The 20822-nt window shown below is 71.1% G+C and carries 24 protein-coding genes; 10 read left to right on the top strand and 14 right to left on the bottom strand.

Annotated elements, in window-relative coordinates; translation table 11 throughout:
* Positions 1 to 2: 2 nt before the first annotated feature.
* The 3 genes from AB0J69_RS00250 to AB0J69_RS00240 all read right to left on the bottom strand — a co-directional run bounded on the left by AB0J69_RS00250 (position 3) and on the right by AB0J69_RS00240 (position 2012).
* Complete coding sequence (locus tag AB0J69_RS00250; RefSeq protein WP_364111182.1) at positions 3 to 374, bottom strand: VOC family protein; 372 nt, start codon at positions 372 to 374, stop codon at positions 3 to 5.
* Positions 375 to 376: 2 nt separating this feature from the next.
* Positions 377 to 754, bottom strand: coding sequence for a VOC family protein (locus AB0J69_RS00245; protein WP_364111180.1), 378 nt, complete (start codon positions 752 to 754; stop codon positions 377 to 379).
* 133 nt (positions 755 to 887) lie between these two features.
* A complete protein-coding gene (locus AB0J69_RS00240; protein WP_364111178.1) occupies positions 888 to 2012 on the bottom strand; it encodes a S1 family peptidase in 1125 nt (374 codons plus the stop codon).
* Positions 2013 to 2195: 183 nt separating this feature from the next.
* Here AB0J69_RS00240 and AB0J69_RS00235 point away from each other — a divergent pair, with 183 nt between their 5' ends.
* Positions 2196 to 2660, top strand: a complete 465-nt coding sequence (locus AB0J69_RS00235; protein WP_364111176.1) for a hypothetical protein — start codon at positions 2196 to 2198, stop codon at positions 2658 to 2660.
* Here the strand turns inward: AB0J69_RS00235 and AB0J69_RS00230 are convergent.
* From AB0J69_RS00230 to AB0J69_RS00220, 3 genes are all read right to left on the bottom strand, one after another.
* A complete protein-coding gene (locus AB0J69_RS00230) occupies positions 2654 to 3805 on the bottom strand; it encodes an MFS transporter (RefSeq protein ID WP_364111174.1) in 1152 nt (383 codons plus the stop codon). The genes AB0J69_RS00235 and AB0J69_RS00230 overlap by 7 nt on opposite strands.
* A 114-nt stretch (positions 3806 to 3919) precedes the next feature.
* Positions 3920 to 4372, bottom strand: coding sequence for a MarR family transcriptional regulator (locus AB0J69_RS00225; RefSeq protein WP_364111172.1), 453 nt, complete (start codon positions 4370 to 4372; stop codon positions 3920 to 3922).
* A 27-nt stretch (positions 4373 to 4399) separates the two neighbouring features.
* On the bottom strand, positions 4400 to 4732 hold the full coding sequence (locus tag AB0J69_RS00220) for a helix-turn-helix domain-containing protein (protein ID WP_364111170.1): 333 nt from the start codon (positions 4730 to 4732) through the stop codon (positions 4400 to 4402).
* Between the two features lie 84 nt (positions 4733 to 4816).
* Here AB0J69_RS00220 and AB0J69_RS00215 point away from each other — a divergent pair, with 84 nt between their 5' ends.
* On the top strand, positions 4817 to 5395 hold the full coding sequence (locus AB0J69_RS00215; RefSeq protein ID WP_364111168.1) for an NAD(P)H-dependent oxidoreductase: 579 nt from the start codon (positions 4817 to 4819) through the stop codon (positions 5393 to 5395).
* Positions 5396 to 5410: 15 nt separating this feature from the next.
* Complete coding sequence (locus tag AB0J69_RS00210) at positions 5411 to 6691, top strand: TIGR04013 family B12-binding domain/radical SAM domain-containing protein (protein ID WP_364111166.1); 1281 nt, start codon at positions 5411 to 5413, stop codon at positions 6689 to 6691.
* A 286-nt stretch (positions 6692 to 6977) separates the two neighbouring features.
* Here AB0J69_RS00210 and AB0J69_RS00205 read toward each other — a convergent pair whose 3' ends face one another.
* Together AB0J69_RS00205 and AB0J69_RS00200 are read right to left on the bottom strand one after the other, a co-directional pair.
* Positions 6978 to 7199: a hypothetical protein gene (locus tag AB0J69_RS00205; protein ID WP_364111164.1), complete on the bottom strand. Its 222-nt coding sequence runs from the start codon at positions 7197 to 7199 to the stop codon at positions 6978 to 6980.
* Between the two features lie 89 nt (positions 7200 to 7288).
* A complete protein-coding gene (locus AB0J69_RS00200) occupies positions 7289 to 7798 on the bottom strand; it encodes a VOC family protein (RefSeq protein ID WP_364111162.1) in 510 nt (169 codons plus the stop codon).
* Between the two features lie 62 nt (positions 7799 to 7860).
* Between AB0J69_RS00200 and AB0J69_RS00195 the strand changes: the two genes are divergently transcribed.
* The 7 genes from AB0J69_RS00195 (at position 7861) to AB0J69_RS00165 (ending at position 14752) form a co-directional block, all read left to right on the top strand.
* The gene (locus AB0J69_RS00195) at positions 7861 to 8310 is read left to right on the top strand and encodes a MarR family transcriptional regulator (protein ID WP_364111160.1); all 450 of its coding nucleotides are present in this window, start codon (positions 7861 to 7863) and stop codon (positions 8308 to 8310) included.
* Between the two features lie 60 nt (positions 8311 to 8370).
* Positions 8371 to 8559: a hypothetical protein gene (locus AB0J69_RS00190; protein WP_043619667.1), complete on the top strand. Its 189-nt coding sequence runs from the start codon at positions 8371 to 8373 to the stop codon at positions 8557 to 8559.
* A 43-nt stretch (positions 8560 to 8602) separates the two neighbouring features.
* Positions 8603 to 9748: a xylose isomerase gene (gene xylA / locus AB0J69_RS00185; protein ID WP_364111158.1), complete on the top strand. Its 1146-nt coding sequence runs from the start codon at positions 8603 to 8605 to the stop codon at positions 9746 to 9748.
* Positions 9745 to 11160 carry an FGGY family carbohydrate kinase gene (locus AB0J69_RS00180; RefSeq protein ID WP_364111156.1) on the top strand — a complete coding sequence of 472 codons (1416 nt, stop codon included), beginning with the start codon at positions 9745 to 9747 and terminating at the stop codon, positions 11158 to 11160. Before xylA ends, AB0J69_RS00180 begins: the two co-directional genes overlap by 4 nt.
* 210 nt (positions 11161 to 11370) lie before the next feature.
* Entirely contained in the window at positions 11371 to 12045 is a 675-nt protein-coding gene (locus AB0J69_RS00175; protein WP_364111154.1) for a DUF998 domain-containing protein, read from the top strand.
* Between the two features lie 56 nt (positions 12046 to 12101).
* A complete protein-coding gene (locus tag AB0J69_RS00170) occupies positions 12102 to 14381 on the top strand; it encodes a nitrate- and nitrite sensing domain-containing protein (protein ID WP_364111152.1) in 2280 nt (759 codons plus the stop codon).
* Positions 14378 to 14752 carry a DUF742 domain-containing protein gene (locus tag AB0J69_RS00165; RefSeq protein WP_364111150.1) on the top strand — a complete coding sequence of 125 codons (375 nt, stop codon included), beginning with the start codon at positions 14378 to 14380 and terminating at the stop codon, positions 14750 to 14752. The genes AB0J69_RS00170 and AB0J69_RS00165 overlap by 4 nt, the downstream gene beginning before the upstream one ends.
* A 16-nt stretch (positions 14753 to 14768) precedes the next feature.
* Here AB0J69_RS00165 and AB0J69_RS00160 read toward each other — a convergent pair whose 3' ends face one another.
* The 6 genes from AB0J69_RS00160 to AB0J69_RS00135 all read right to left on the bottom strand — a co-directional run bounded on the left by AB0J69_RS00160 (position 14769) and on the right by AB0J69_RS00135 (position 20758).
* A complete protein-coding gene (locus AB0J69_RS00160; RefSeq protein WP_364111148.1) occupies positions 14769 to 15341 on the bottom strand; it encodes an ATP/GTP-binding protein in 573 nt (190 codons plus the stop codon).
* Complete coding sequence (locus AB0J69_RS00155) at positions 15322 to 15684, bottom strand: DUF742 domain-containing protein (RefSeq protein ID WP_364111146.1); 363 nt, start codon at positions 15682 to 15684, stop codon at positions 15322 to 15324. Before AB0J69_RS00155 ends, AB0J69_RS00160 begins: the two co-directional genes overlap by 20 nt.
* A complete protein-coding gene (locus AB0J69_RS00150) occupies positions 15681 to 16088 on the bottom strand; it encodes a roadblock/LC7 domain-containing protein (RefSeq protein WP_364111144.1) in 408 nt (135 codons plus the stop codon). Before AB0J69_RS00150 ends, AB0J69_RS00155 begins: the two co-directional genes overlap by 4 nt.
* A gap of 13 nt (positions 16089 to 16101) precedes the next feature.
* Entirely contained in the window at positions 16102 to 18207 is a 2106-nt protein-coding gene (locus AB0J69_RS00145; RefSeq protein WP_364111142.1) for a nitrate- and nitrite sensing domain-containing protein, read from the bottom strand.
* Positions 18208 to 18371: 164 nt separating this feature from the next.
* Positions 18372 to 19229 (bottom strand): PrsW family glutamic-type intramembrane protease, encoded by an 858-nt coding sequence (locus AB0J69_RS00140; RefSeq protein ID WP_364111140.1) that lies wholly within the window; start codon positions 19227 to 19229, stop codon positions 18372 to 18374.
* Complete coding sequence (locus AB0J69_RS00135; RefSeq protein ID WP_364111138.1) at positions 19226 to 20758, bottom strand: FAD-dependent oxidoreductase; 1533 nt, start codon at positions 20756 to 20758, stop codon at positions 19226 to 19228. The genes AB0J69_RS00140 and AB0J69_RS00135 overlap by 4 nt, the downstream gene beginning before the upstream one ends.
* Between the last annotated feature and the right edge of the window lie 64 nt (positions 20759 to 20822).

Below are 20822 nucleotides of genomic sequence, written 5' to 3'. Positions count from 1 at the left end.
TCCTACAGCTGCAGGATCGACAGGATGTTCCCGGCCGGGTCGGTGAACCAGGCGATCGGCGGGCCCTCGCCGCGGGCCACGCCGCGCTCGTCCTGGCCGAGGCCCTCATAGCGTTCGAACCGCACCCCCCGGGCCGTCAGCTCGTCGACCGCCTTGTCGATGTCCTCGACGGGGAAGTTGAGGATCGTGAAGGTGGCCGGTACGTGGCCGTCCCCCTTCGGGTAGGCCAGCACCTCCGTGCCGCCCCCGAGGTGCAGCGTCAGGAGCCCGTTCTCCTCCGTGACCCGGATCCCCAGGGTCTCGCCGTAGAACTTCTTCGCGGCCCCGGTGTCGTTGACCGAGAATCCGCTGAACGCCTTGGTCGTGCCGAGCATCTCTACATCCCCTTGCGGTGTTCCTCGCTGAGCTGAATGATCTGGACGTAGTTGCCGTCCGGGTCGATCGCCGTGGCGAACAGGCTGCCGTCGCGGTCCTCGAGCTCGGCCAGCCACTGCGCGCCGGCCTGCTCCATGCGTGCCGTGACGGCCCGGGCGTCCTCCACGTCGAAGTTGAGGATCATCCTGCCGGGCTCCGGGTTCTTGTCGGCCACGTCCGCCCGCGAGTCGATGAACAGGAAGAACTCCCCGAACTTGAGCACCCGGTATCCGTTGACGTCGGTGTTCTCCTCCGGGTCGAGCGAGGAGACGTACCAGGAGCGCAGCCGGTCGGGGTCGGTGCTGGACAGCAGCAGGCTGCCCAGAACGGGTCTCTTCATGGCGAGGTCCCTTCTCTTTCTGACGGGTCGATGTACAGACCGGCCGGCCCCCGAGAAGTCATCGGCACAGCTCCCAAAATATGAAAAGCGCGGCGCGCCCGGGGAAGGGCACGCCGCGCGGTCTTCAGGGAGATCAGCCGGTACGGAGGGTGAGCCCGTACACGCTCAAGGCCTCATTGACCGGCTGGTGGTACGTGGTGCCGCCGATGGAGCAGTTGCCCGAGCCACCGGAGGTCATGCCCTGCGCCTGGCTGCCCGAGATGAACGAGCCGCCGGAGTCGCCGGGCTGTGCGCACGCGCTGGTCCTGGTCAGGCCGCTGACCGTGCCCTGCGGGTAGGTGACGCTGGCGTTGTGCTGCTGGATGGTGCCGCAACGCCAGCCGGTGGTCGAACCGGAGCGGCAGATGGACGAGCCGACCGAGGCCTGGGTGGAGCCGCGGACGGTCACGTTCGCGCCGCCGGAGCCGCGTACGTACGGGGTGGCGGTGTTGCCGGGAGCGGCGACCCAGGCGTAGTCGTTGCCCGGGAAGGACGAGCCCTGGAAGGTGCCCGTCGGGTTGGTGGTCCTGGAGCCGGTCCGGCCGCAGTGACCCGCGGTGGTGAAGCCGGGGGTGCTGCCGCGGGTGACGGCGAAGCCGACGCTGCAGCGGCTGGAGCCGATGTAGTACGCCGCGCCGCCGATGATGTTGATGAACGTCGTCGGCCGCTCGGCGGTCGCCGACACGGTGACCGCGCTCCTGTCCACGCCCGCGGCCGCGGCGAGTGCCTCGGCGGCCTCGACGGTGGGAGCCTGGACGGAGACGGTGTTGGTCGTCACGTCGACGTACCAGAGGGCGGCCGCGGCCTTGGCCCGCCTGGGAGCCTGGTCGACCTGCGTCATGACGCCGTTGAGCTGGGCCAGCGAGCGCGCTACGACGACGGGCTGCGCGCCCTGCGCCTCGATGGTGGGGGCGGTCGCCGGGTCCGTGGTGGCGACCATGAGCTTGGAGGCGTCGGCGTTCAGCCAGGCGCCGCCGTACGAACCGCCCAGTGCGGTGGTCAGGTTCGACTCGACGGCCATGGCGCGCTCCTCGTTCGCCAGGCGGGCGACGACCTGTGCCTCGGAGAGGCCGAGGTCGCGTTCGAGCGCGTCGATCATCGCGGGTGGTGCGGGGGAGGCGGATTGAGGTGCCGGGTCAGCTGCTGCTGGGCTGAGGGGGGTGGCCAGGCAGGCGGCGAGGATGATCGCGCCTGTCAGCGCACAGCGTTTACTCAACATGTGCACTCCTCGGGTGGGGGTGCTGTCAAGCTAACGGTTGCTTCGAGTCCTGCTTAGATACCAAACAGGCTCTATTTCGGTGTTATGGGGGCTTTTTGGCCATGGCCCCGAATATGAAATTTGCCGCCTTTAAGGCGAAGGCCGTGATGGGTCGGTAGGGTCCCGTTGCTGGAGGTGTTCTCTGTGCGCAATGGTGTTCGTCATTTGCTCGGCGCCGGCACGGGATTGCTGGCCACGCCGCTGATCGCGGCGGGATTTCTCTACTATGCGAGCCTGGGCGGCGGATGGGTCGCCGTGGGCGTGCTCGCGGCCACCATGATCGTCGCCGGCCTGCTGGCGGGGTCGCGGATCTCGCCGATCGCGTCGCTGGTGCCGGGCCTGGTCCTCGCGGGGCTGGCCGCGGCGGCGCTGGCGCGGGTGCCGGGGGTGGTGGCGCCCGCCCTGATCCCGGCCGGGTACGCGCGGGCGTACGCGGAGCTGGCCGAGACCTGGGCCCTGGTCGCGGGATGCGTGCTGCTGGCCGCCTCGGTCTTCCCCTCCCGCTGGCGGGGCGCCGTACGGGCGGAGCCGCCGCAGCCCCCCGAGGAGGAGGCTCCGGCGGACCCGCCGCCACCACCGTTGCCCAGGCGGATCCCGTCCCGCTACTGACCCGCGGGCACCCGCGACCGAGCCGTCAGGAGGGCGACGAGCACGTACGGAAGCGTCAGGAGCGCGAACGTCACCCCGTGCGACGCGTACGGCGAAGCCGCCCCGTACGCGGCGTAGACGCCGAGCGTCACCACGTTCGTGCCCAGACCGGCGACCGAGGTCACGGTGGCCCGCGCCGGCCCCGTGATCCGCTCCTGCAGGCGTACGTCGGCCAGCACCCCGGCCAGCTGGAACGCCCCGAAGGCCAGGGCGATCAGCACGAACCCGGCCGGGTGCCCGCTCATCGCCCCCGCGGCCATGGCCAGCGCGGCCAGCGCGAGCATCAGGGCGTACGCGCGGACCGGCATGCGCTCGGCGGGCCCCGCCAGCAGGCCGCCCGCCGTGGCTCCGACCCAGACCAGGAGGACCACCAGCGGGATGGCGGCCTTGGCCACGCCCGTCTCGGTCCCGAGGAACGGCACGTACTCCTCCAGCGCCCCCCAGATCGCCGTCACGAACGAGACCAGCAGGACCGCGCGCAGCACGCCCCGATCCGCGCGGGCCAGGGTGACGCCCTCCATCAGCACCGCCAGGTAACGCCGGTCACCGGCGTCGCCGCGGGACCTGTGCTCGGGGAGCGTCAGGGCCGTGGCCGCGCACAGGACGCAGGCCAGCACGCTGGCCACGCCCACGGCGGGGTAGCCGCCGGCCCCGAAGACGGGTACGGCCAGGCCGATCGCCGACGCGGCGCCGGCCAGGCCGAGCGAGGTGGCCCGGCCCATGACGCCCGCGTACCGGCCCGCCTGGCCGCGCCGCTCCAGCTCCTCGTACGCCAGGGCCTCGTACGAGCCCGAGCCGAGCGCCTCCGCCGCGCCCCACAGCACGAACCCGGCCGCGAACACCCAGTAGGAGGGAAAGAGCACCCACAGGGCGAAGCCCAGCCCGGCCAGCAGCGGGCCGAGGCACAGCAGCAGCCGCCGGGACACGGTGTCGGCCCAGGCGCCGGAGGGCACCTCCAGCACCATGCCCGTGAGCGACCAGATGACGAACAGGGAGGACGTCTGGGCGACGGACATCCCGGTGTCGTCGAACAGCAGTGTGTAGACCGGGTAGATCAGGATGAATTCGCTCAGGAACGCGTAGGCGTACAGCGATGCGACAAGCATGAGGCCTTCCAGGGGGACGAGTAGGGACTCCGGGGGCTGTGGTGCCCCGGAGGCCCGCGCGTCCCGCGCCGGCCCCTGGTTATGGATCAATGTCGCCAGGTCATGTGAGCGATTCTAGACGGAGATGTCCCCGATGCGCTCGCGGAAATCACGGCGCTCCAGCGCGCGCAGCGCGGCCGTCATCACCTGCTCCAGCGGCACCGGCAGCTCGGCGTCCAGCTCCGCCACGGCCCGCTCGGTGGCTGCCCACTCGGCCTCGACCAGGGGGAGCGCGGCGCGGGCCCGGTCGGTGAGGTGCACGATGCGGTGGCGGGCGTCGGAGCCCTTCTCCAGGGTGACGAAACCGGCGTGGCGCATCTGGACCACGGTCTGGCTGGCCGCCGAGTGGGTCACGCCGATCGCCCTGGCCAGGTCGCGGATGGCCATCGGCCCCTCCTCGACCAGCGTGCGCACGACGGGGGAGAAGCGGGGCCGGTATTCGGGCAGGCCGTGCTCGCTGTAGACGTCGGCGACGGCGCCGTCCATCAGCTCGTGGACGTGACGCATCAGGGTCCCCAGTCCGATCACGGAGACCAATGTAACAGCGCTGTCGAATCAGGCGGACTCGGCGTCGGGCAGCGGGATCCACTTGTGCGACCAGGCCATCAGCTCGTCCAGCACCGGGCGCAGCTCCTTGCCCATCTCGGTCAGGTGGTATTCGACGCGCACCGGCGACGTGGGCAGCACCCGTCGCTCGATGAGGCCGGCCGACTCCAGCTCGCGCAGGCGCCTGGCCAGCATCGTGTCGTTGATGCCGGGGATGGCCGACTTGAGGTCGGCGTAGCGGTGGGCGCCCGTGAAGATCATCTGGATCACCGCGCCTGACCAGCGGGCGCCGATCAGCTCCAAGGCGGTGTGGAAGCGCGTGCACACCTGGTCCAGGCTCATGAGGACATCCTAGCGTGTGATAAGAAATATTGAGCTACTCAATAAAGTTGAGTTGCTCAACTCGCGAGATCTCTAGGAGCAGTCATGGACAAGCCCGTTCTGCAGGTCATCGTCGGAAGCACCCGTCAGGGTCGCACCGGGCGCGCGGTCGCCGACTGGTTCCACGGCCGGGCCGTGGACTCAGGCGCTTTCGAGGTGGAGCTGGTCGACCTGGCGGAGGTGAACCTGCCGTTCCTCGACGAGCCCCACCACCCCAAGCAGAAGCAGTACGTGAACGCGCACACCAAGGAGTGGAGCGCCCTCGTGGACCGGGCGGACGCGTACGCGTTCGTGACGCCCGAGTACAACCACAGCTTCTCCGGCGTGCTCAAGAACGCCCTGGACTTCCTGCACTACGAGTGGCAGCACAAGCCGGCCGGGTTCGTCAGCTACGGCGGGGTCTCCGGCGGCACCCGCGCCGCCAACGGCCTGCGCCAGGTGGTCAGCACACTGAAGATGGTCCCGGTGCTGGAGGCGGTGCACATCCCGTTCGTGTGGGAGCTGCTGGGCGAGGACGGCACGTTGCGCCACAACGACGCGATGGACGCCGGCGCCGACGCCATGCTCGCCGAGCTGGCCAAGCTCACGGGCCCGCTGCGCACGATGCGGCTGTCGGAAGGCTGAGCTACGCTGCCGGACGTGGCACTGGCAGTGAGCGTGGTGGTCCGATATCGCAAGGCGGTGACGTACGGCGTGCACGCGCTGCTCGCCGCCTTGGAGACCGCCGGGGTCGAGCACGAGCTGCGGCTCGGCACCACCCCGGAGGAGACCGCCGAGCACATCCTGGCCAGTGACGCCGACCGGGTGCTGGTGCTCTGGTCGTTCTACTCGCCCGACGCCGAGGCCATGGCCGCCGAGCTGGCCACGGTCAGGTCGCTGAGCGGCGGGCGCGGGCTGCACATCGCGGGCGGCGTGCACGCCACCGCCGAGCCGCAGCAGGTCATCGACGCCGGCTGGGACCTGGCGGGCATCGGTGAGGGCGAGTCCACGATCATCTCCCTGGTCCGGGCGCTGCAGGGGGACGAGCCGCTGGCCTCGGTCCCCGGTCTGGCGATCAAGGACGCCGACGGCGTCGCGCTGCGCACCCGGCCGGCGCCGCAGCTCCCGCTCGACGCGTTTCCCTCGTTCGCGGGCAGGAACGGGCCGATCGAGATCACCCGTGGTTGCCGCTACACGTGCCGCTTCTGCCAGACGCCGTTCATGTTCGGCGGCCAGTTCCGGCACCGCTCGGTCGCCAGCGTGCGCGAGCACGTGCGCGGCATGGTCGCCAGAGGGCTGCGCGACGTGCGGTTCATCACGCCGACCTCGCTCTCCTACGGCTCCCCCGGGCCCGATCCCGACCTGGACGCGGTGGAGGAGCTGCTGGCCGGGGTCAAGGAGGAGCTGCCGCCGCACGGGCGGGTCTTCTTCGGCAGCTTCCCCTCCGAGGTGCGGCCGGAGCACGTCACGCCCGAGGCCATGCGGCTGCTCAAGCGTTACGTGGCCAACGACAACCTGATCATCGGTGCCCAGTCGGGGTCCGACCGGGTGCTGGCGGCCTCGGGGCGGGGCCACGACACCTCACCCGTGCGCGATGCCGTGCGGATCGCGGTCGAGCACGGGTTCCGGCCCAACGTCGACTTCATCTTCGGCATGCCCGGGGAGTCGGAGGCGGACCAGGCGCTGTCCCTGAAGCTCGCCGGCGACCTGGCCGACCTTGGGGCCCGCATCCACACGCACACGTTCATGCCGCTGCCCGGCACGCCGTGGCGCGACGCCGAGCCCGCGTTCATCCCGCTGGCGACGATGAGCGAGCTCGATCGGCTGGCCCAGCGGGGCGACGCCTACGGGCACTGGCGCAAGCAGGCCGAGCACGCCGCTCGGCTGGCGGAGACCGCCAAGGCCTACCCCCGCCGAACCCCCCGCCGGCGCACCACCTAGGTCCTTGGAGGGGTTGAGGGATCCGCCGCCCGGCGGGCCTGTGATCCCGCCGTTCTCCTTCGGGGTCCCGGGGAGGGCTGAGAGAGGCCTGGCGGATCTGCTGGGTTCAATTCCGGGACACCCCTGCTTGAGCGACGCCCTGCTCGGGCGGGATGCCCGCTTGGGAGTACGTCTCCCGTCGGGGCGCACGCCGGTCGGCGGCGCGCGGGCCTCACCGCTCCTCCCTCAAAGGACCCGAGCCGAGGGAGAGGGCGGGTAAGGCGTGGGGACGGGTGGAAGAGGCAGGTCAGTCGCGGTGGTCGTCGCGTTCCTCCATCGAGGACAGCACGCGGTCGAAGGCGTCGCTAACCGGGCGCAGCGCCTGCGAGAACGCGTTGACGAGCGGACCGAAGATCTCGGTCATCTCAGTCATGAAATCGGGACTCTTGCTTTCGGGAGGCGCCCAGCGCATGGCGTCCGCGCTCAGTGTCTCCCACTCGTCGACGACGCCGTCGATGGCGTCGAGCACGTGGTCAGGGTCGCTTGGCATGACCGTTCTCCGTGGAAGTCAGCCGTGGAGTCCTCCGTGGCGGGAGGGGTCGATAAGACCACGGTACTTCAGGCGGGGATGGACACGCCCACGCCGCCTCGGGTCTGTGCGCCGTACCGCTGCTTGTCGGCGTTCAGGTCGAGGGGGCGGATGCTGCTGCGGCCGGCGAGGATCTCGTCGGTGAGCAGCGAGGCCGGCACCAGCCACGACACCTCGAACTCCAGCCCGTCCGGGTCACGCGCGTACAGCGCCTTGGTCGTGCTGTGGTCGGAGGCGCCGACCAGCGCGCCCAGCTCGGTCAGCTTGGCCTGCACGCGCTCCAGCTCGTCGAGGGTGTCGACCTCCCACGCCAGGTGGTAGAGGCCGACGGACGTGCGGCCGGCCGGGGACGGGGCCGCGTCCGGGCCGATCTGGAACAGGCCCAGGTCGTGGTCGTTGGTCGAGCCCGGGGCCTGCAGGAAGGCGGCGCCGCGCATGCCCATGACCACCTCGAAGCTCAGGGCCTCCTGGTAGAAGGCGACACTGCGCTCCACGTCGCGGACGTAAAGAACCGCGTGATTGAGCCTCTGGACCGGCATGGTTCGCCCCTCTCGACTGTCTCTCGGCACCAAGTATATGAGAGTTCAACTAAATTGGGGGAGTGACCCGATGGCTGGATGAGGACGAACAGCACGCCTGGCGGAACTTCCTGGCCGCGACCCAGCTCATCGACGAGGCGCTCGACCGACAGCTGCAGCGGGACGCGGGCATGCCCCACGCGTACTACATGATCCTGGTGGCCCTCTCCGAGGCGCCCGGACGCGCGATGCGGATGAACGAGCTGGCCGCCCGGGCCCAGAGCTCCCAGAGCCGCCTCTCGCACGCCGTGAACCGCCTGGAGGAGCGCGGATGGGTACGCCGCGAGCCCTGCCCCTCCGACCGCCGCAGCAACTTCGCCGTGCTCACCGGCGAGGGGTACGCCGCGCTGGCCGCCGCCGCCCCCGGACACGTCGAGGAGGTACGGCGGAGCCTGTTCGACGTCCTCACATCCGAGCAGGTGCGGCGGTTGGACGAGATTTGCTCGGCGGTCAGGAACACGCTGGAGGGTTAGCGCGCAAACTGTCGTGCCGAGGCCGTAGCGTTCTCCGGGTACCCGACCGAGGAGAGGCCGATGCACGACACCGAAGAGGCGCTGTTCAGGGCGGTCCACGGGATTGCGGGCCGGTTCGCCGGCCAGCCGGTGCCCGTGGTGATGGACGCGTTGCTGCGCCACCTGCCCAAGGCTCCCGGCCTCGAGGTGGCGGAGATCCGCAAGATCGCGGAGGAGATCAGCGTGGGGCGCGATCCCTCGGGCTTGTGAACAAGTGCTTGTGAACAACTGATCGCCAGGGGAGCATCGAACCATGTACGAGCCAACCCCTGACGATCGATTCACGTTCGGTCTGTGGACGGTCGGCTGGCAGGCGCGCGATCCGTTCGGGGACGCCGCTCGGGCGCCCCTTGATCCCGTCGAGAGCGTGCATCGCCTGGCCGAGCTGGGGGCCTACGGCGTCACTTTCCACGACGACGACCTGCTGGCCGTCGAACCCGACCGCGACCGGGCGATCGCGGCCTTCCGGAAAGCGCTTGCCGAAACCGGGCTGAAAGTGCCCATGGCCACCACGAACCTGTTCACGCACCCCGTCTTCCGCGACGGCGCCTTCACCAGCAACGACCGTGACGTGCGGCGATACGCCCTGCGCAAGGTCACGCGCAACCTCGACCTGGCCGCCTCGCTGGGCGCCTCCACCTACGTGTGCTGGGGCGGCCGCGAGGGGGCCGAGTCGGACGCGGCCAAGGACGTACGCTCCGCGCTCGGGCGCTACAAGGAGGCTCTCGACCTGCTCTGCGGCTACGTGCGCGAGCGCGGCTACGCCATCCGCTTCGCCATCGAGCCCAAGCCGAACGAGCCCCGCGGCGACATCCTGCTGCCGACCATCGGCCACGCGCTGGCGTTCATCAGCGAGCTGGAGCATCCGGAGATGGTCGGCCTCAACCCCGAGGTGGGCCACGAGCAGATGGCCGGGCTCAATTTCGTGCACGGCATCGCCCAGGCGCTGTGGCACGGCAAGCTGTTCCACATCGACCTCAACGGCCAGCACGGGCCGCGCTTCGACCAGGACCTGGTGTTCGGCCACGGTGACGTGATGAGCGCGTTCTTCCTGGTCGACCTGCTGGAACACGGCGGATACGACGGGCCGCGGCACTTCGACTACAAGCCCCTGCGGACGGAGGACCCTTCGGACGTGTGGGTTTCGGCCGCCGCCAATATGCGGACATACCTGATACTTCGGGATAAGGCCCGAAATTTCCGGGCTGATCCGGAGGTTCGGGAGGCGCTGCGTGCCTCCCGGGTCGAGGAGCTCGCGCTGCCCACCCTCAACCGCGGCGAGACCCTGGCCGATCTCGCCGGGGACGACTTCGATCCCGAGGTGGCCGCCGGACGCGGATACCATTTCACCCATCTGAACCAGCTTGCGCTGGAGCACTTGTTAGGAGTTCGTGGGTGACGCTGGTCGCTGGGGTCGATTCCTCCACGCAGAGTTGCAAGGTCGTCATTCGTGACGCAAAGACGGGTGAGCTGGTGCGGCAGGGCCGCGCGGCGCACCCCGCGGGCACCGAGGTGCACCCGTCCCACTGGTGGACCGCGTTGCTGCAAGCCATCGAGGAGGCCGGCGGGCTGGACGGCGTGGCCGCCATCAGCGTGGGCGGTCAGCAGCACGGCATGGTCTGCCTCGACGAATCCGGAAATGTCGTACGCGATGCCCTGCTGTGGAACGACACCCGTTCCGCGCAGGCCGCCACCGACCTGACGGCGGAGCTGGGCGGGCCGCAGGCGTGGGCCGAGGGTGTGGGCTCGGTGCCGGTGGCCTCGTTCACCGTGACCAAGCTGCGCTGGCTGGCCGAGCACGAGCCGGACAACGCCCGGCGCACCGCGGCGGTCTGCCTGCCGCACGACTGGCTCACCTGGCGGCTGCGGGGGGCGCTGGCCTCCGGGGTGCCCTTCGGGGTGACGGCCTGGGAGGACGCGCCGTTGCTCGGCCTCGACGAGCTGGTCACGGACCGGGGTGACGCCTCGGGCACGGGTTACTGGTCGCCGGCGACCGGCGCCTACCGTACCGACCTGCTCAAGGCCGCCTTCGGCGCGGTCCCGCTGCTGCCCCGCGTGCTGGGTCCGGCGGAGGGCGTCACGGCGGGCGCGATGCTGATCGGGCCCGGCACGGGTGACAACATGGCCGCCGCGCTCGGCGTCGGGGCCCGGCCGGGTGACGTGGTGGTGTCGCTCGGGACGTCCGGCACCGTGTTCGCGGTCGCGGAGACGCCCAGCGCCGACCCCGCGGGCCTGGTCGCCGGCTTCGCCGACGCGACGGGGCGCTTCCTGCCGCTGGTGTGCACGCTCAACGCCGCCCGCGTCATGGACGCCGCCGCGCGGATCGCCGGGGTCGGGCTCGACGAGCTGAGCGACCTGGCCCTCCAGGCGCCCGCGGGGGCCGACGGGCTGACGCTGGTGCCGTACCTGGAGGGGGAGCGCACGCCCAACCGGCCGACGGCGACCGGCTCCCTCCACGGGCTGACCCTGGCCACCTCGACCCCGGCCCATCTGGCGCGGGCGGCCATCGAGGGCATGTTGTGCGGCCTGGCCGACGCGCTGGACGCACTGGCCCTGCGGCCGGAGCGGGTGCTGCTGATCGGCGGGGCGGCCCGCTCGGAGGCGGTGCGCCGCATCGCTCCGACGATCTTCGGCGTCTCGATCGCGGTGCCCCCGCCCGCCGAGTACGTCGCCAACGGGGCCGCGTACCAGGCGGCGACCCTGGTGGCCACGCCCGACTGGCGCTCCGAGGACACGTCGACCTACGACGGCGAGGCGGTCCCGGGGATCCGCGAGCGCTACGCCCGCGCCACGGGGCACATCCTCGACTGAGACCCCTGATCCCCTGACGCACCCCCGAGGGCCCTGAGCCGCCTTCGGGGGTGCGGCTTTTCCGGCGGAGGTGCGGCTTCTCGGCGGGTCAGTCCGCGCGCGGCGACTCGGGTGGCCCCGTGCGGCGGCCCACGGCTCAGGGGTGGATCAGGGTCGGGTCGGGGCCGGGGCCGGATGTGGGGGATGCCCCGCGGACGCGAGAGTGGTGCCATGACCGCAGCAAAGAGGCTCTACCCCCTGATCGCCTGTGCCTCGATCCTGTTCTCGGTGGTCGCCGTGGTGGTGGGCCAGTTCGGCCCCGACCCCTACCTCGACCCCATGAACGTCACCATCAGCGAGTACGCCGTGTCCGACCGCGGGGGCGTCACGGAGGTCGCGATGGCGGTGCTGGGCATCGGGTCGCTGGCGTTGCTGGCGGGGCTGCGGGCCGCGGGGGCGCCCGTGCGGGGGATGCCGGAGCGGTTGCTGATGGTGTGGTCGGGCGCCCTGGTGATCGCCGCGGTGATCCCGACCACACCCATCGGTCACGACCTGGACCTGGCGGCCCAGATCCACCGGTACGTCTCCATCGCCGCCTTCGTGAGCCTGCCGGCCGCCGGCGCGCTGCTGGTCCCGAGGCTGGCCGCGGACGCCGCCTGGAAGCCCGTGGCGCGGGTCGTGGAGTGGGTGGCGCTGGCGGGCGGGTTCGGGCTGCTGGCGATCACGTACGTGGCCATGCCGGGCGAGCGGGTGCTGATCGGGCTCGTCGAGCGGCTGCTCCTGGGTGCCGAGGTGGCCTTGCTGGGAGTGCTGGCGGTATGGCTGGTGCGGGTGGCGTGGCGGCGGAGCGTCTCGCCGGCCGTAAATTTCCCGACATATCACAGATTTATCGCTAGTCGATCTTAAAACCATCTGTTTCGGTGCTATTCTCTCCCGCGATCTTCTATCCGGGAGCAGGTGTCATGGCATCGGGCAGATCCATCAGATTCAAGATCTCGACGCTGCTCGTCATCCCCTTGATCTCCCTGGTGGCTCTCTGGGGCTTCGCCGCGAGCACCACGTCGGGGGAGGCTCTCAACCTGCTCAAGGTCGAGACCATCTGGACCGGTGTGATCAACCACACCGACGGCCTCATCGGCAACCTGCAGACCGAGCGCCTGGCCTCCGCCGAACTGATCGCGGGCGCGGTGAAGGACCCCGAGGCGCTGGCCAAGGCCCGGGCCAAGGTGGACACCAACAACAAGACGCTGCGGCAGCGGGCGCTGGCCGAGGACACTCAGTCGGCGCTCAGCCAGGACATGAAGACGCAGCTCCAGACCGTCTTCGAGGCGATCGACCGGCTCCCCGACATCAGGCAGAAGGTGGACCAGCGCCGGCTCACCCCGGGCGGCCTCGTCACCGAGTACGCGAAGATCTCCGACGAGGTCCACCTGCTGTACTCCCGCATGACGGTCAGCACCGACCTGGAGCTGGCGCTGCAGTCGCAGGGCCTGATCGCCGCCGACGAGGTGCGCGAGCTGCTGGCCCGCGAGCACGCCCTGATCATCGCCTCGAACGGCCGGGCGAGCATGCACGACGTCCACCTGCTGGCCGGCATCGACGGCAGCCGGACGTACCTCTTCCCCAAGGCCCTGGCCAACCTCGACACCGAGCTGCGGGCCCCGTTCGAGAAGCTGTTCTACTCCCCGCGCTACATCACCATGGAGAACCTCCTGGAGGGCTACATCAGCGGCCAGCCGCTGGACGTGGACCTCTGGCGGGGCATCGCCGAGCAGGTGCAGACGGAGTACCGCGAGGCCATCTGGCGCACCGGTGACAAGCTGCTGGCCCGGATGGAGCCGGCGGGCGTGGGCATCGTGGTACGGGCCGCCGTGGCCGGCGCGCTCGGCCTGATCGCGGTCGTGTTCTCCGTCGTCGTCTCGATCAGGGTCGGCCGCCGGCTCACCCGCGAGATGGGCGCGCTGCGCCGTACCGCGCTGGACCTGGCGGAGATCAGGCTGCCGGACGTGGTGGCCAAGCTGCGCAAGGGCGAGAGCGTGGACATCGCGGCCGAGGCCCCGCCCATCACGGTCGGCCAGAAGTCGACCAGCGAGGTCAGCGACCTGGCGGCGGCGTTCGACAGCGTGCAGAGCACGGCCGTGGACGCGGCCGTCGAGCAGGCCAGGCTGCGCGAGGGCGTCTCCGAGGCGCTGCGCAACCTGGCCCGGCGCAGCCAGTCGCTGCTGCAGCGCCAGCTCAAGCTGCTCGACGAGATGCAGCGCCAGACGGAGGAGCCGGAGGCGCTGGAGCGGCTGTTCAAGCTCGACCACCTGACCACCCGCATGCGCCGCCACGCCGAGGGCCTGGTGCTGCTCTCGGGCGGTGCGGCGGGCCGCAGGTGGCGCGGCGTCATCCCGATGGAGGACGTGCTGAGCGGCGCGGCCGCCCAGGTGGAGGAGTACACGCGGGTTCGCGTCTACCCGATGCCCGAGTGCGGCGTCTCCGGGGCGGCGGTGGCCGACCTCATGCACCTGTTCGCCGAGCTGATCGAGAACGCCACCGCCTTCTCCTCGCCCGGCAACGAGGTGGCCGTGCACGGCGAGACGGTCGGCCGGGGCTTCGCCGTCGAGGTCGAGGACCGCGGCCTGGGCATGGACGAGGAGACGCGCCGGGCCATCAACGAGCGCCTGGCCAGCCCGCCGGAGTTCGACCCCTCGCAGACGGAGCGGCTGGGGTTCGCGGTGGTCGGCATGCTCGCGGCCAGGCACGGCGTCCGGGTGACGCTCAAACCCTCCCCGTACGGTGGCACGACCGCGATCGTGCTCATCCCGGCGACGCTGGTCGAGCCCCTGGCGACCCCGGTGCAGCCGCTGGAGTTCGAGTCCGTCTCGGTGTCGGTCGTCCGGACGGACACCACGGGGCCGGGCGAGCTGCCGCGCCGGGTCCGCACCAGCAAGCGGGCCCCCGCCAACGGGAACGGGAACGTGCCGCAGCCGGCCCTGCAACAGGACGACCCGATGCCGCAGCAGCAGCTCCCGCGCCGCGAGCGGACCCAGGGTCTGCCCCAGCGGGAGCGGCCCACGGGTCTGCCGCAGCGGGAACGGCAGGCCGGCCTGCCGCAGCGGCTCAAGCAGGCGCCGCCTCCCGTGTCACCGGCCGAGGAGCGTTCGCCCGAGGAGACCAGGGCGCTGCTCTCCTCGCTCCAGTCCGGCTGGCAGCGCGGGCGGCAGGAAAGTGATCAGGATGGGGGATCTCAGTCGTGAGCCGCGAGCACGAGTGGGTCGACGAGGAGGCGGGGCCCGTCGTGCGGCCGTACGCGGTCGCACGCGGACGCACCAGGTCGGCCTCCTCCGAGGTCGACCTGCTGGCGACCGTCGTCTCGACGGGGCTGCCCGCCCCGGCCAAGGCCGAGCTGAGCGTGCCGCACCGGCGGCTGCTGAGCAGCGTGGCGGGGCGGTCCAAGCCCGTCGCCGAGGTCGCCTCGGATCTCGGCCTGCCCATCGGCGTCGTACGGGTGCTGCTGGGGGACCTGCTCGAACACGAACTGGTGACCGTGCGCCAGTCGCGCGACAAGGCCGCCACCCCGTCGGAGAGTCTGCTCCGCGAGGTGATCAACGGCCTGCGGGCCCTCTAGAACGGCCTGCGGGCCGCTAGTTGGCCGAGGTGAGCGTCCTCAGGGAGTGCTCCACCAGCGTGATCATGACCTCCTTGGCCGAGGTCCGCCGCCGTACGTCGCAGAGCATGACCGGGACGTCGTCGTCCAGGTCGAGCGCGATGCGCACGTCGTCCACGCTGTGCTGGTTCGCGCCGTCGAAGCAGTTGACGGCCACCACGAACGGCGTGCCGCGCTGCTCGAAGTAGTCGACGGACGGGAAGCAGTCGGTCAGCCGCCGGGTGTCGGCGATCACGACCGCGCCCAGCGCGCCGTAGGACAGCTCGTCCCACATGAACCAGAACCGCTCCTGCCCCGGCGTGCCGAACAGGTAGACGACCAGCCCTTCGCGGATCGTGATGCGGCCGAAGTCCATCGCCACGGTGGTGGTGGTCTTGGCCTCCACACCGTCGAGGTCGTCGACCCCGATCCCGCGGTCGGAGAGCACCTCCTCCGTGCGCAGCGGCTTGATCTCGCTGATCGACCCGACCAGGGTGGTCTTGCCGACGCCGAACCCCCCTGCGATCAGGATCTTGAGCGCGACGGGGTCCTCAGAGAGCACGGAGTCCATTGATCACTTCCTTGAGAATGCGCTCATTCGACCGCGACCCTCCGGCGGAGGGCGACGTCACCGAGATGAGGCCGTGGTCACGCATGTCGCCGAGCAGGACCCGGACGACGCCGACGGGCAGGTCGAGCTCGACGGCCAGGTCGGCCAGCGAGATCGGGTTACGTGCCGCCCGCAGGATGAGCTGTTGCTCGGGACCGGGCGTGTCCGGCGGGTCGCCGACGACGCGCACGGTCGCCACGAGGTCGAACGCGTCCCCGGAAGAGCGCGTGCGGCCGCGGATGAGAGCATAGGGCCGGACGACGGGCCCCGCCTCCTCATCGAACCACTGCGGGCCATCGCTCATGACGCCCCAGCGCGCGGGTTGGTGGTGATGTGCTGGCCCACCCGCTTGACCAGCATCGCCATCTCGTAAGCGATCTGGCCGACGTCCACGTTCGCCTCGGCGATCACGGCCAGGCAGGTGCCCTGGCCCGCCGCGGTGACGAACAGGAACGCCGACTCCATCTCCACGATGGTCTGGCGCACGTCACCGCCGCCGAAATGGCGTCCGGTGCCGCGGGCCAGGCTCTGGAACCCGGCCGCCACCGCCGACAGGTGCTCGGCGTCCTCACGGGTCAGACCCTTGGAGTAACCCACCGCCAGGCCGTCGGTCGACAGGATGACCGCCTGGCGCACCGCCGCGACCCTGGTGGCCAGGTCGTCCAGCAGCCAGTTCAGCTCACCGGTGTTGGTGGTAGGCACACTCATGCATCCCCCTTACTCATGGCCCCTCCTCAGAGGCTTCTTCTCTGGCGCGTTGGGTTCCCCGCTGGAATGCGGAGAACAGGTCGCGTACCTCATCAGGAGAGCGTTCGGCCTGCTGCTCCGGCTCAGGCGGTGGTTCTTCCTTGAGCTGTGGCGCCAGGTTGGCCTGGCGCACTCGTCTGGGCAGCCCGGCGTGTGTGCCCGAGGTGCCGGAGGTCACGACCGCGAGCGCCTTCTTCCGCGTACGGCTGGGCAGCGCGGCCTTGCCGTCACCGCCGGCCGCCTCCAGCGCGGTCTGCTCGGTCACCATCGAGCGCGGCACCAGCACGATGGCCGTGCTGCCGCCGAAGGGCGAGCGGCGCAGCATGACCTTGATCCCGTGCCGTTCGGACAGCTTCGCCACCACGAACATGCCCAGCCGGTCGCTGTCGGCCAGGTCGAACTCCGGCGGCGCGGCCAGCAGCGCGTTGAACCGCGCGTACTCGCCGGGCGACAGCCCGAGGCCCCTGTCCTCGACCTCGATGGCGTAGCCGTTGCTCACCAGGTCGCCGCGCACCTGGACCGTCGTGTCAGGGGGCGAGTAGATGGTGGCGTTCTCGACCAGCTCGGCCACCAGGTGGGTGAGGTCGGCGGCGGCGCTCCCGTCGATCGCGCTGACCGGCATCGCCTCCACGGCGACCCGGGTGTAGTCCTCGACCTCGGCGACCGCGGCCCGGACGATGTCGATCACGGGCACCGGCTTGCGCCAGGCGCGTCCCGGCGCGGCGCCGGACAGCACCATCAGGCTCTCGGCGTGCCGCCGCATCCGGGTGGTCAGGTGGTCCAGGCGGAAGAGCTCCTCCAGCCTGTCGGGGTCGTGCGTACGGCGCTGCATGCCGTCCAGCAGCGCGAGCTGGCGGTGCAGCAGGCCCTGCTTGCGCCGGGCGAGGTTGAGGAAGACCTGGCCGATCCCGCGCCGCAGCGCGGCCTGGCCGACCGCCGCCGTCACGGCGGTGCGCTGCACGGAACCGAAGGCCCTGGCCACGTCGGTGATCTCAGCGGAACCGCTCACCTTGATCGCCTTGGCCTCCTTCCGCACGTCGACGTCCTCGCCCCGGCGCAGCCGCGCCACGAGGTCGGGCAGCCCCTGCTGCGACAGCTCGACCGCGGCGGAGCGCAGCCCGGCCAGCTCGCCGGCCAGGCGACGACCGAAGCGTACAGAGATGATGATCGACGCGAGCACGGCGATCAAGCCGAGGCCGCCGGCGATGGAGATCTCGACCACGGTGGCGGTGGCGGCCCCCGACGTACGGGCGGCCAGGGTGTCGGCGGCGCTCACGCCGAGCTTGTCGAGCCGGGCGGTGAGCTTGTCGACGGTCTCGTGCCAGGACTCGCCGTCGGGGGGCGGCGCGCCGGTCTTGATGATCCGCGCTTCCATGGTGGCGAAGGTGAGGAACGGCTCGGTGGCGAAGACCTGCTCGTACGGCCTGCGCAGCGACACGTCGAGCCCGGCCAGGCCGCGTGAGTGCAGGAACTTCCTGGAGGCCGCGTACTCGGTGAAGGCCGCCGTCTCCGGCTCGCTGAGCCGGCCGTCGGCCAGGGCGCCGATGATGAGGGCGTGCTCCCGGGCGATGTGCTCCCTGGCCATGCCCATGGCCTGCAGCGACGAGGCCTGCTGGAAGATGGCCAGGTCGGAGACGGAGACCAGGTGGTCGTAGAGCAGGAAGATCGTGTCGAGGATGCGGTTGTACTCGTTCAGCCCGGTCAGGCGGGAGCTGGCACCGCCGTCGATGGCCGACCTGATCGTTCCGAGGCGGTCGAGGGCCGCGTCGAGGGTGCTGAGCGGCAGGCGCAGATCGCCTTCGGCGGCGCTGCCGGCCTCGGTGACGGCCTGCCTGAACTCGGTGACCGATCTGTCGGTGCGGGCGCGCTGGGCGCCGAGGACCTCCGTGAGCTCACGCGTAGTGAGCGCTTCCGAGGAGCGTACGCGCTCGGCCTGGAGCTGTAATCCCAGGTCGGTGGAGGTGACGCCGAGAGTCTGGTAAAGGGTGTTCGCGCGGAGCAGTGACTGGGCGTCGCCCATGGTGAGGTTGAGGACGAAACCCCAGAGCGCGCTCAGAGACAGGAGGGGTAGCAGCAGCAATAAGAAGATCTTGAACCGAATTGACCGGTTTCGCGAGCCCATGTCCCAACCTCGAGTCGGGGGCATTTCCACACCTTGTGTAAATACACCTCCGGAAGATCGCACAGGAGACTAGCACCGTTTATGCTTCCGGCGCAGTGGGGGGAAGACGTTCATTACCGTGATTATTGGGACAAGATCCTGCGTTCGCGACGGCTCGGGCCGAGGAGCGTCCACAGCCACGCCAGCGCCACCAGCGAGATCAGGATGAGGCCCGCCCAGTTCAGCAGCGTGTACACATGCACCTGCCACTGCGACACGTTCGGCACCCGGCCGATGCGCAGCAGCGCGAACTGCCACGGCCGGCCGGTCAGCACCAGCGTGATGGCGATGGCGATGGCGCTCATCGAGTCCCAGAGCGCGTGCAGCAGCGAGACGCCGAGATAGGCGAGCACGACGTGGCCGGTGATCCGGCCGCCCGCCGCGAACAGCACCCCGCCGGCGATCGCGGTCCACAGGCCGTGCCCGACGGGCGTCAGGATGCCGCGCAGCACCTCGGTCTCCACGAGCTGGGCCAGCGACAGGCCGTCGGCGGTGAACAGGGCGTTGAAGGCGTACCCGGCGCTCTCGAAGGCGGCGAAGCCGAAGCCGACGGTCGCGCCCAGCACCACGCCGTCCCTGGTCACGCGCCTGACGGAGTGGCGGGTGACGAAGACGAGGGCGGCCAGCTTGACGCCCTCCTCGATCAGGCCGACGAGCACGTACATGATGATCGACGGCCGCAGCCGGCTCTCCAGCAGCGAGGCGCCGAGCACGCCGAGCACGCCGCCCACCACGAACGCCATGAACAGCAGCTCGACCGTCACCGCTGGCGAGCGGCCCCGCCCGTACGCCCAGACCACGAACGTCACCGGCACCAGGAAGCTGCCGAACAGCACCACGGTGGGCACGAGGTTGGAGTTGCCGGTCCAGGAGGTGACGACCACGGTGGCCAGCCACAGGACGAACCCCGTCAGGAAGATCCGCAACCAGAGCCGCTTCACCGGAACAGCTCCTCCACGGCTCGGACCGCGGCCTCGCCGCGGGCGGCGGGCTCGGCGTCGGAACCCGCGATCGCGATCCTGCCGAACCGCCCGCGCACCGCGTCGGCGGGGAACGGCCCGTCGGGGTAGAACGCGTGCCACGGCCGGCAGTACTCCGGCGGGAGCGCGTGGCCCCACCGGTGGACGGTGATCGCCGTGATGTCGTGGCCGGGATCGAAGCCGAACGGGCCGAGCAGCCGGGCGAGCTGGTCGCGGACGGTCCGCTCCAGCACGTCGTACGGCGTCGCGAGCAGCTCCGCCCGCCCCGCCGCCGAGCCAGCGTCCGGCCCCAGCTCCGACCGGCACGGCGTGGCCAGCAACCGCACGATGTCCGGCGGCGCGAACGCCGACTCGCACCAGTACGCCCCCGTCCACCGCACCCGGCGCACCCCCAGCCGCCGCCAGGCCCCGGGGTCGCGCAGCCGCACGGTGGCCCGCAGCAGCGGCACCCGCACGGCCCGGCGCAGCTCCCGCAGCCGCTCGGCGGGCAGGTCCGGCACGAGGTGCGGCACGACCGCGCTCCAGCAGGCCAGGATCACCGCCCCGGCATCGACGGTCAGGACCTGGTGGCCGTCGAAGTAGCCCACGGTCGCCGCCCCGGCCCCGTCGCGTACCGACACCACCGGGCTGGACGTCCGCAGCCGCACCCGGCCGTCGGGCGGGGGCACGGCGGCCGGGGCCACGGGCCCGTGCCACTCCCGCCGCACGGTGGGCGAGTTGTACCTGGACGGCTTGTCCCGGTCGAGCCCCAGCCCGGAAAGTCCCGGATACCCGGTGCCCCAGGCGTCGATCGCGCCGAACGCCCGGGTGTCGTACCCCCACTCGGGGCAGGACATCGTCCGGCAGAACCGCTCCACGTCCGGATGGACCCCGCACACCTCCCGCAGGAACTGCGCGTACGTCAGCCCCGCCAGCCGCTCCTGCTTGGCCTCCGCCGGCTGCCCGGCGAACCAGTCGGGCGGCCCGCCGTGCAGCAGGCGCAGGTCCCGCCGTGCCGCCCCGGCGACCGGCAGCCGCTCGACCCAGCCGGGGGAGGAGACCTCGACCAGCGTGTCCGCGCCGAAGCTCTCCGCGTCGCACATCACGGCGCCGGCCCGGTCCCCTCGCCGCAACGGCTCGGGCCCGCCCGGCTCGTCGCGGTTGTCGAGCACCAGGACGCGGTCCCGGGGGCGGCGCCGCAGCCACTCGGAGGCCGCGCCCATCCCGCCCCGCCCGCCGCCGACCACCACCAGGTCGTAACTCTCCCCCGTGGGGACGAACGGGCCCGCATGCTCCCAGAAGCGGCCGTCCCGCAGCGCGTGCGGCACGCTGAGCGCCGCACCGGTGTCCCCGCGCACTTTGAACAGTTCGGAAGGGTCCGGGGTCTCCTGGGCCGCCTCGGCTCTTCCGGAGGCGCCGCTCGCCATCACGCAACCCACGGCGATGCCGTCGAAGAAGTCCCGGCGGGAAATGGGCAGATCCATCCCGAGGTCGCGCGGAGTCAAGCTCATGGCGCCGATCATCAGCAGCCCGCAGAAAAGCCGCACAGGGGCGCGCAGCGCCTCGAGAAACATT

It is taken from the genome of Nonomuraea sp. NPDC049709, from assembly GCF_040674815.1.
Classification (GTDB): domain Bacteria; phylum Actinomycetota; class Actinomycetes; order Streptosporangiales; family Streptosporangiaceae; genus Nonomuraea.
Note: the sequence above shows the minus strand (reverse complement) of the source record. Positions and strands in the feature narration are given on the sequence as shown.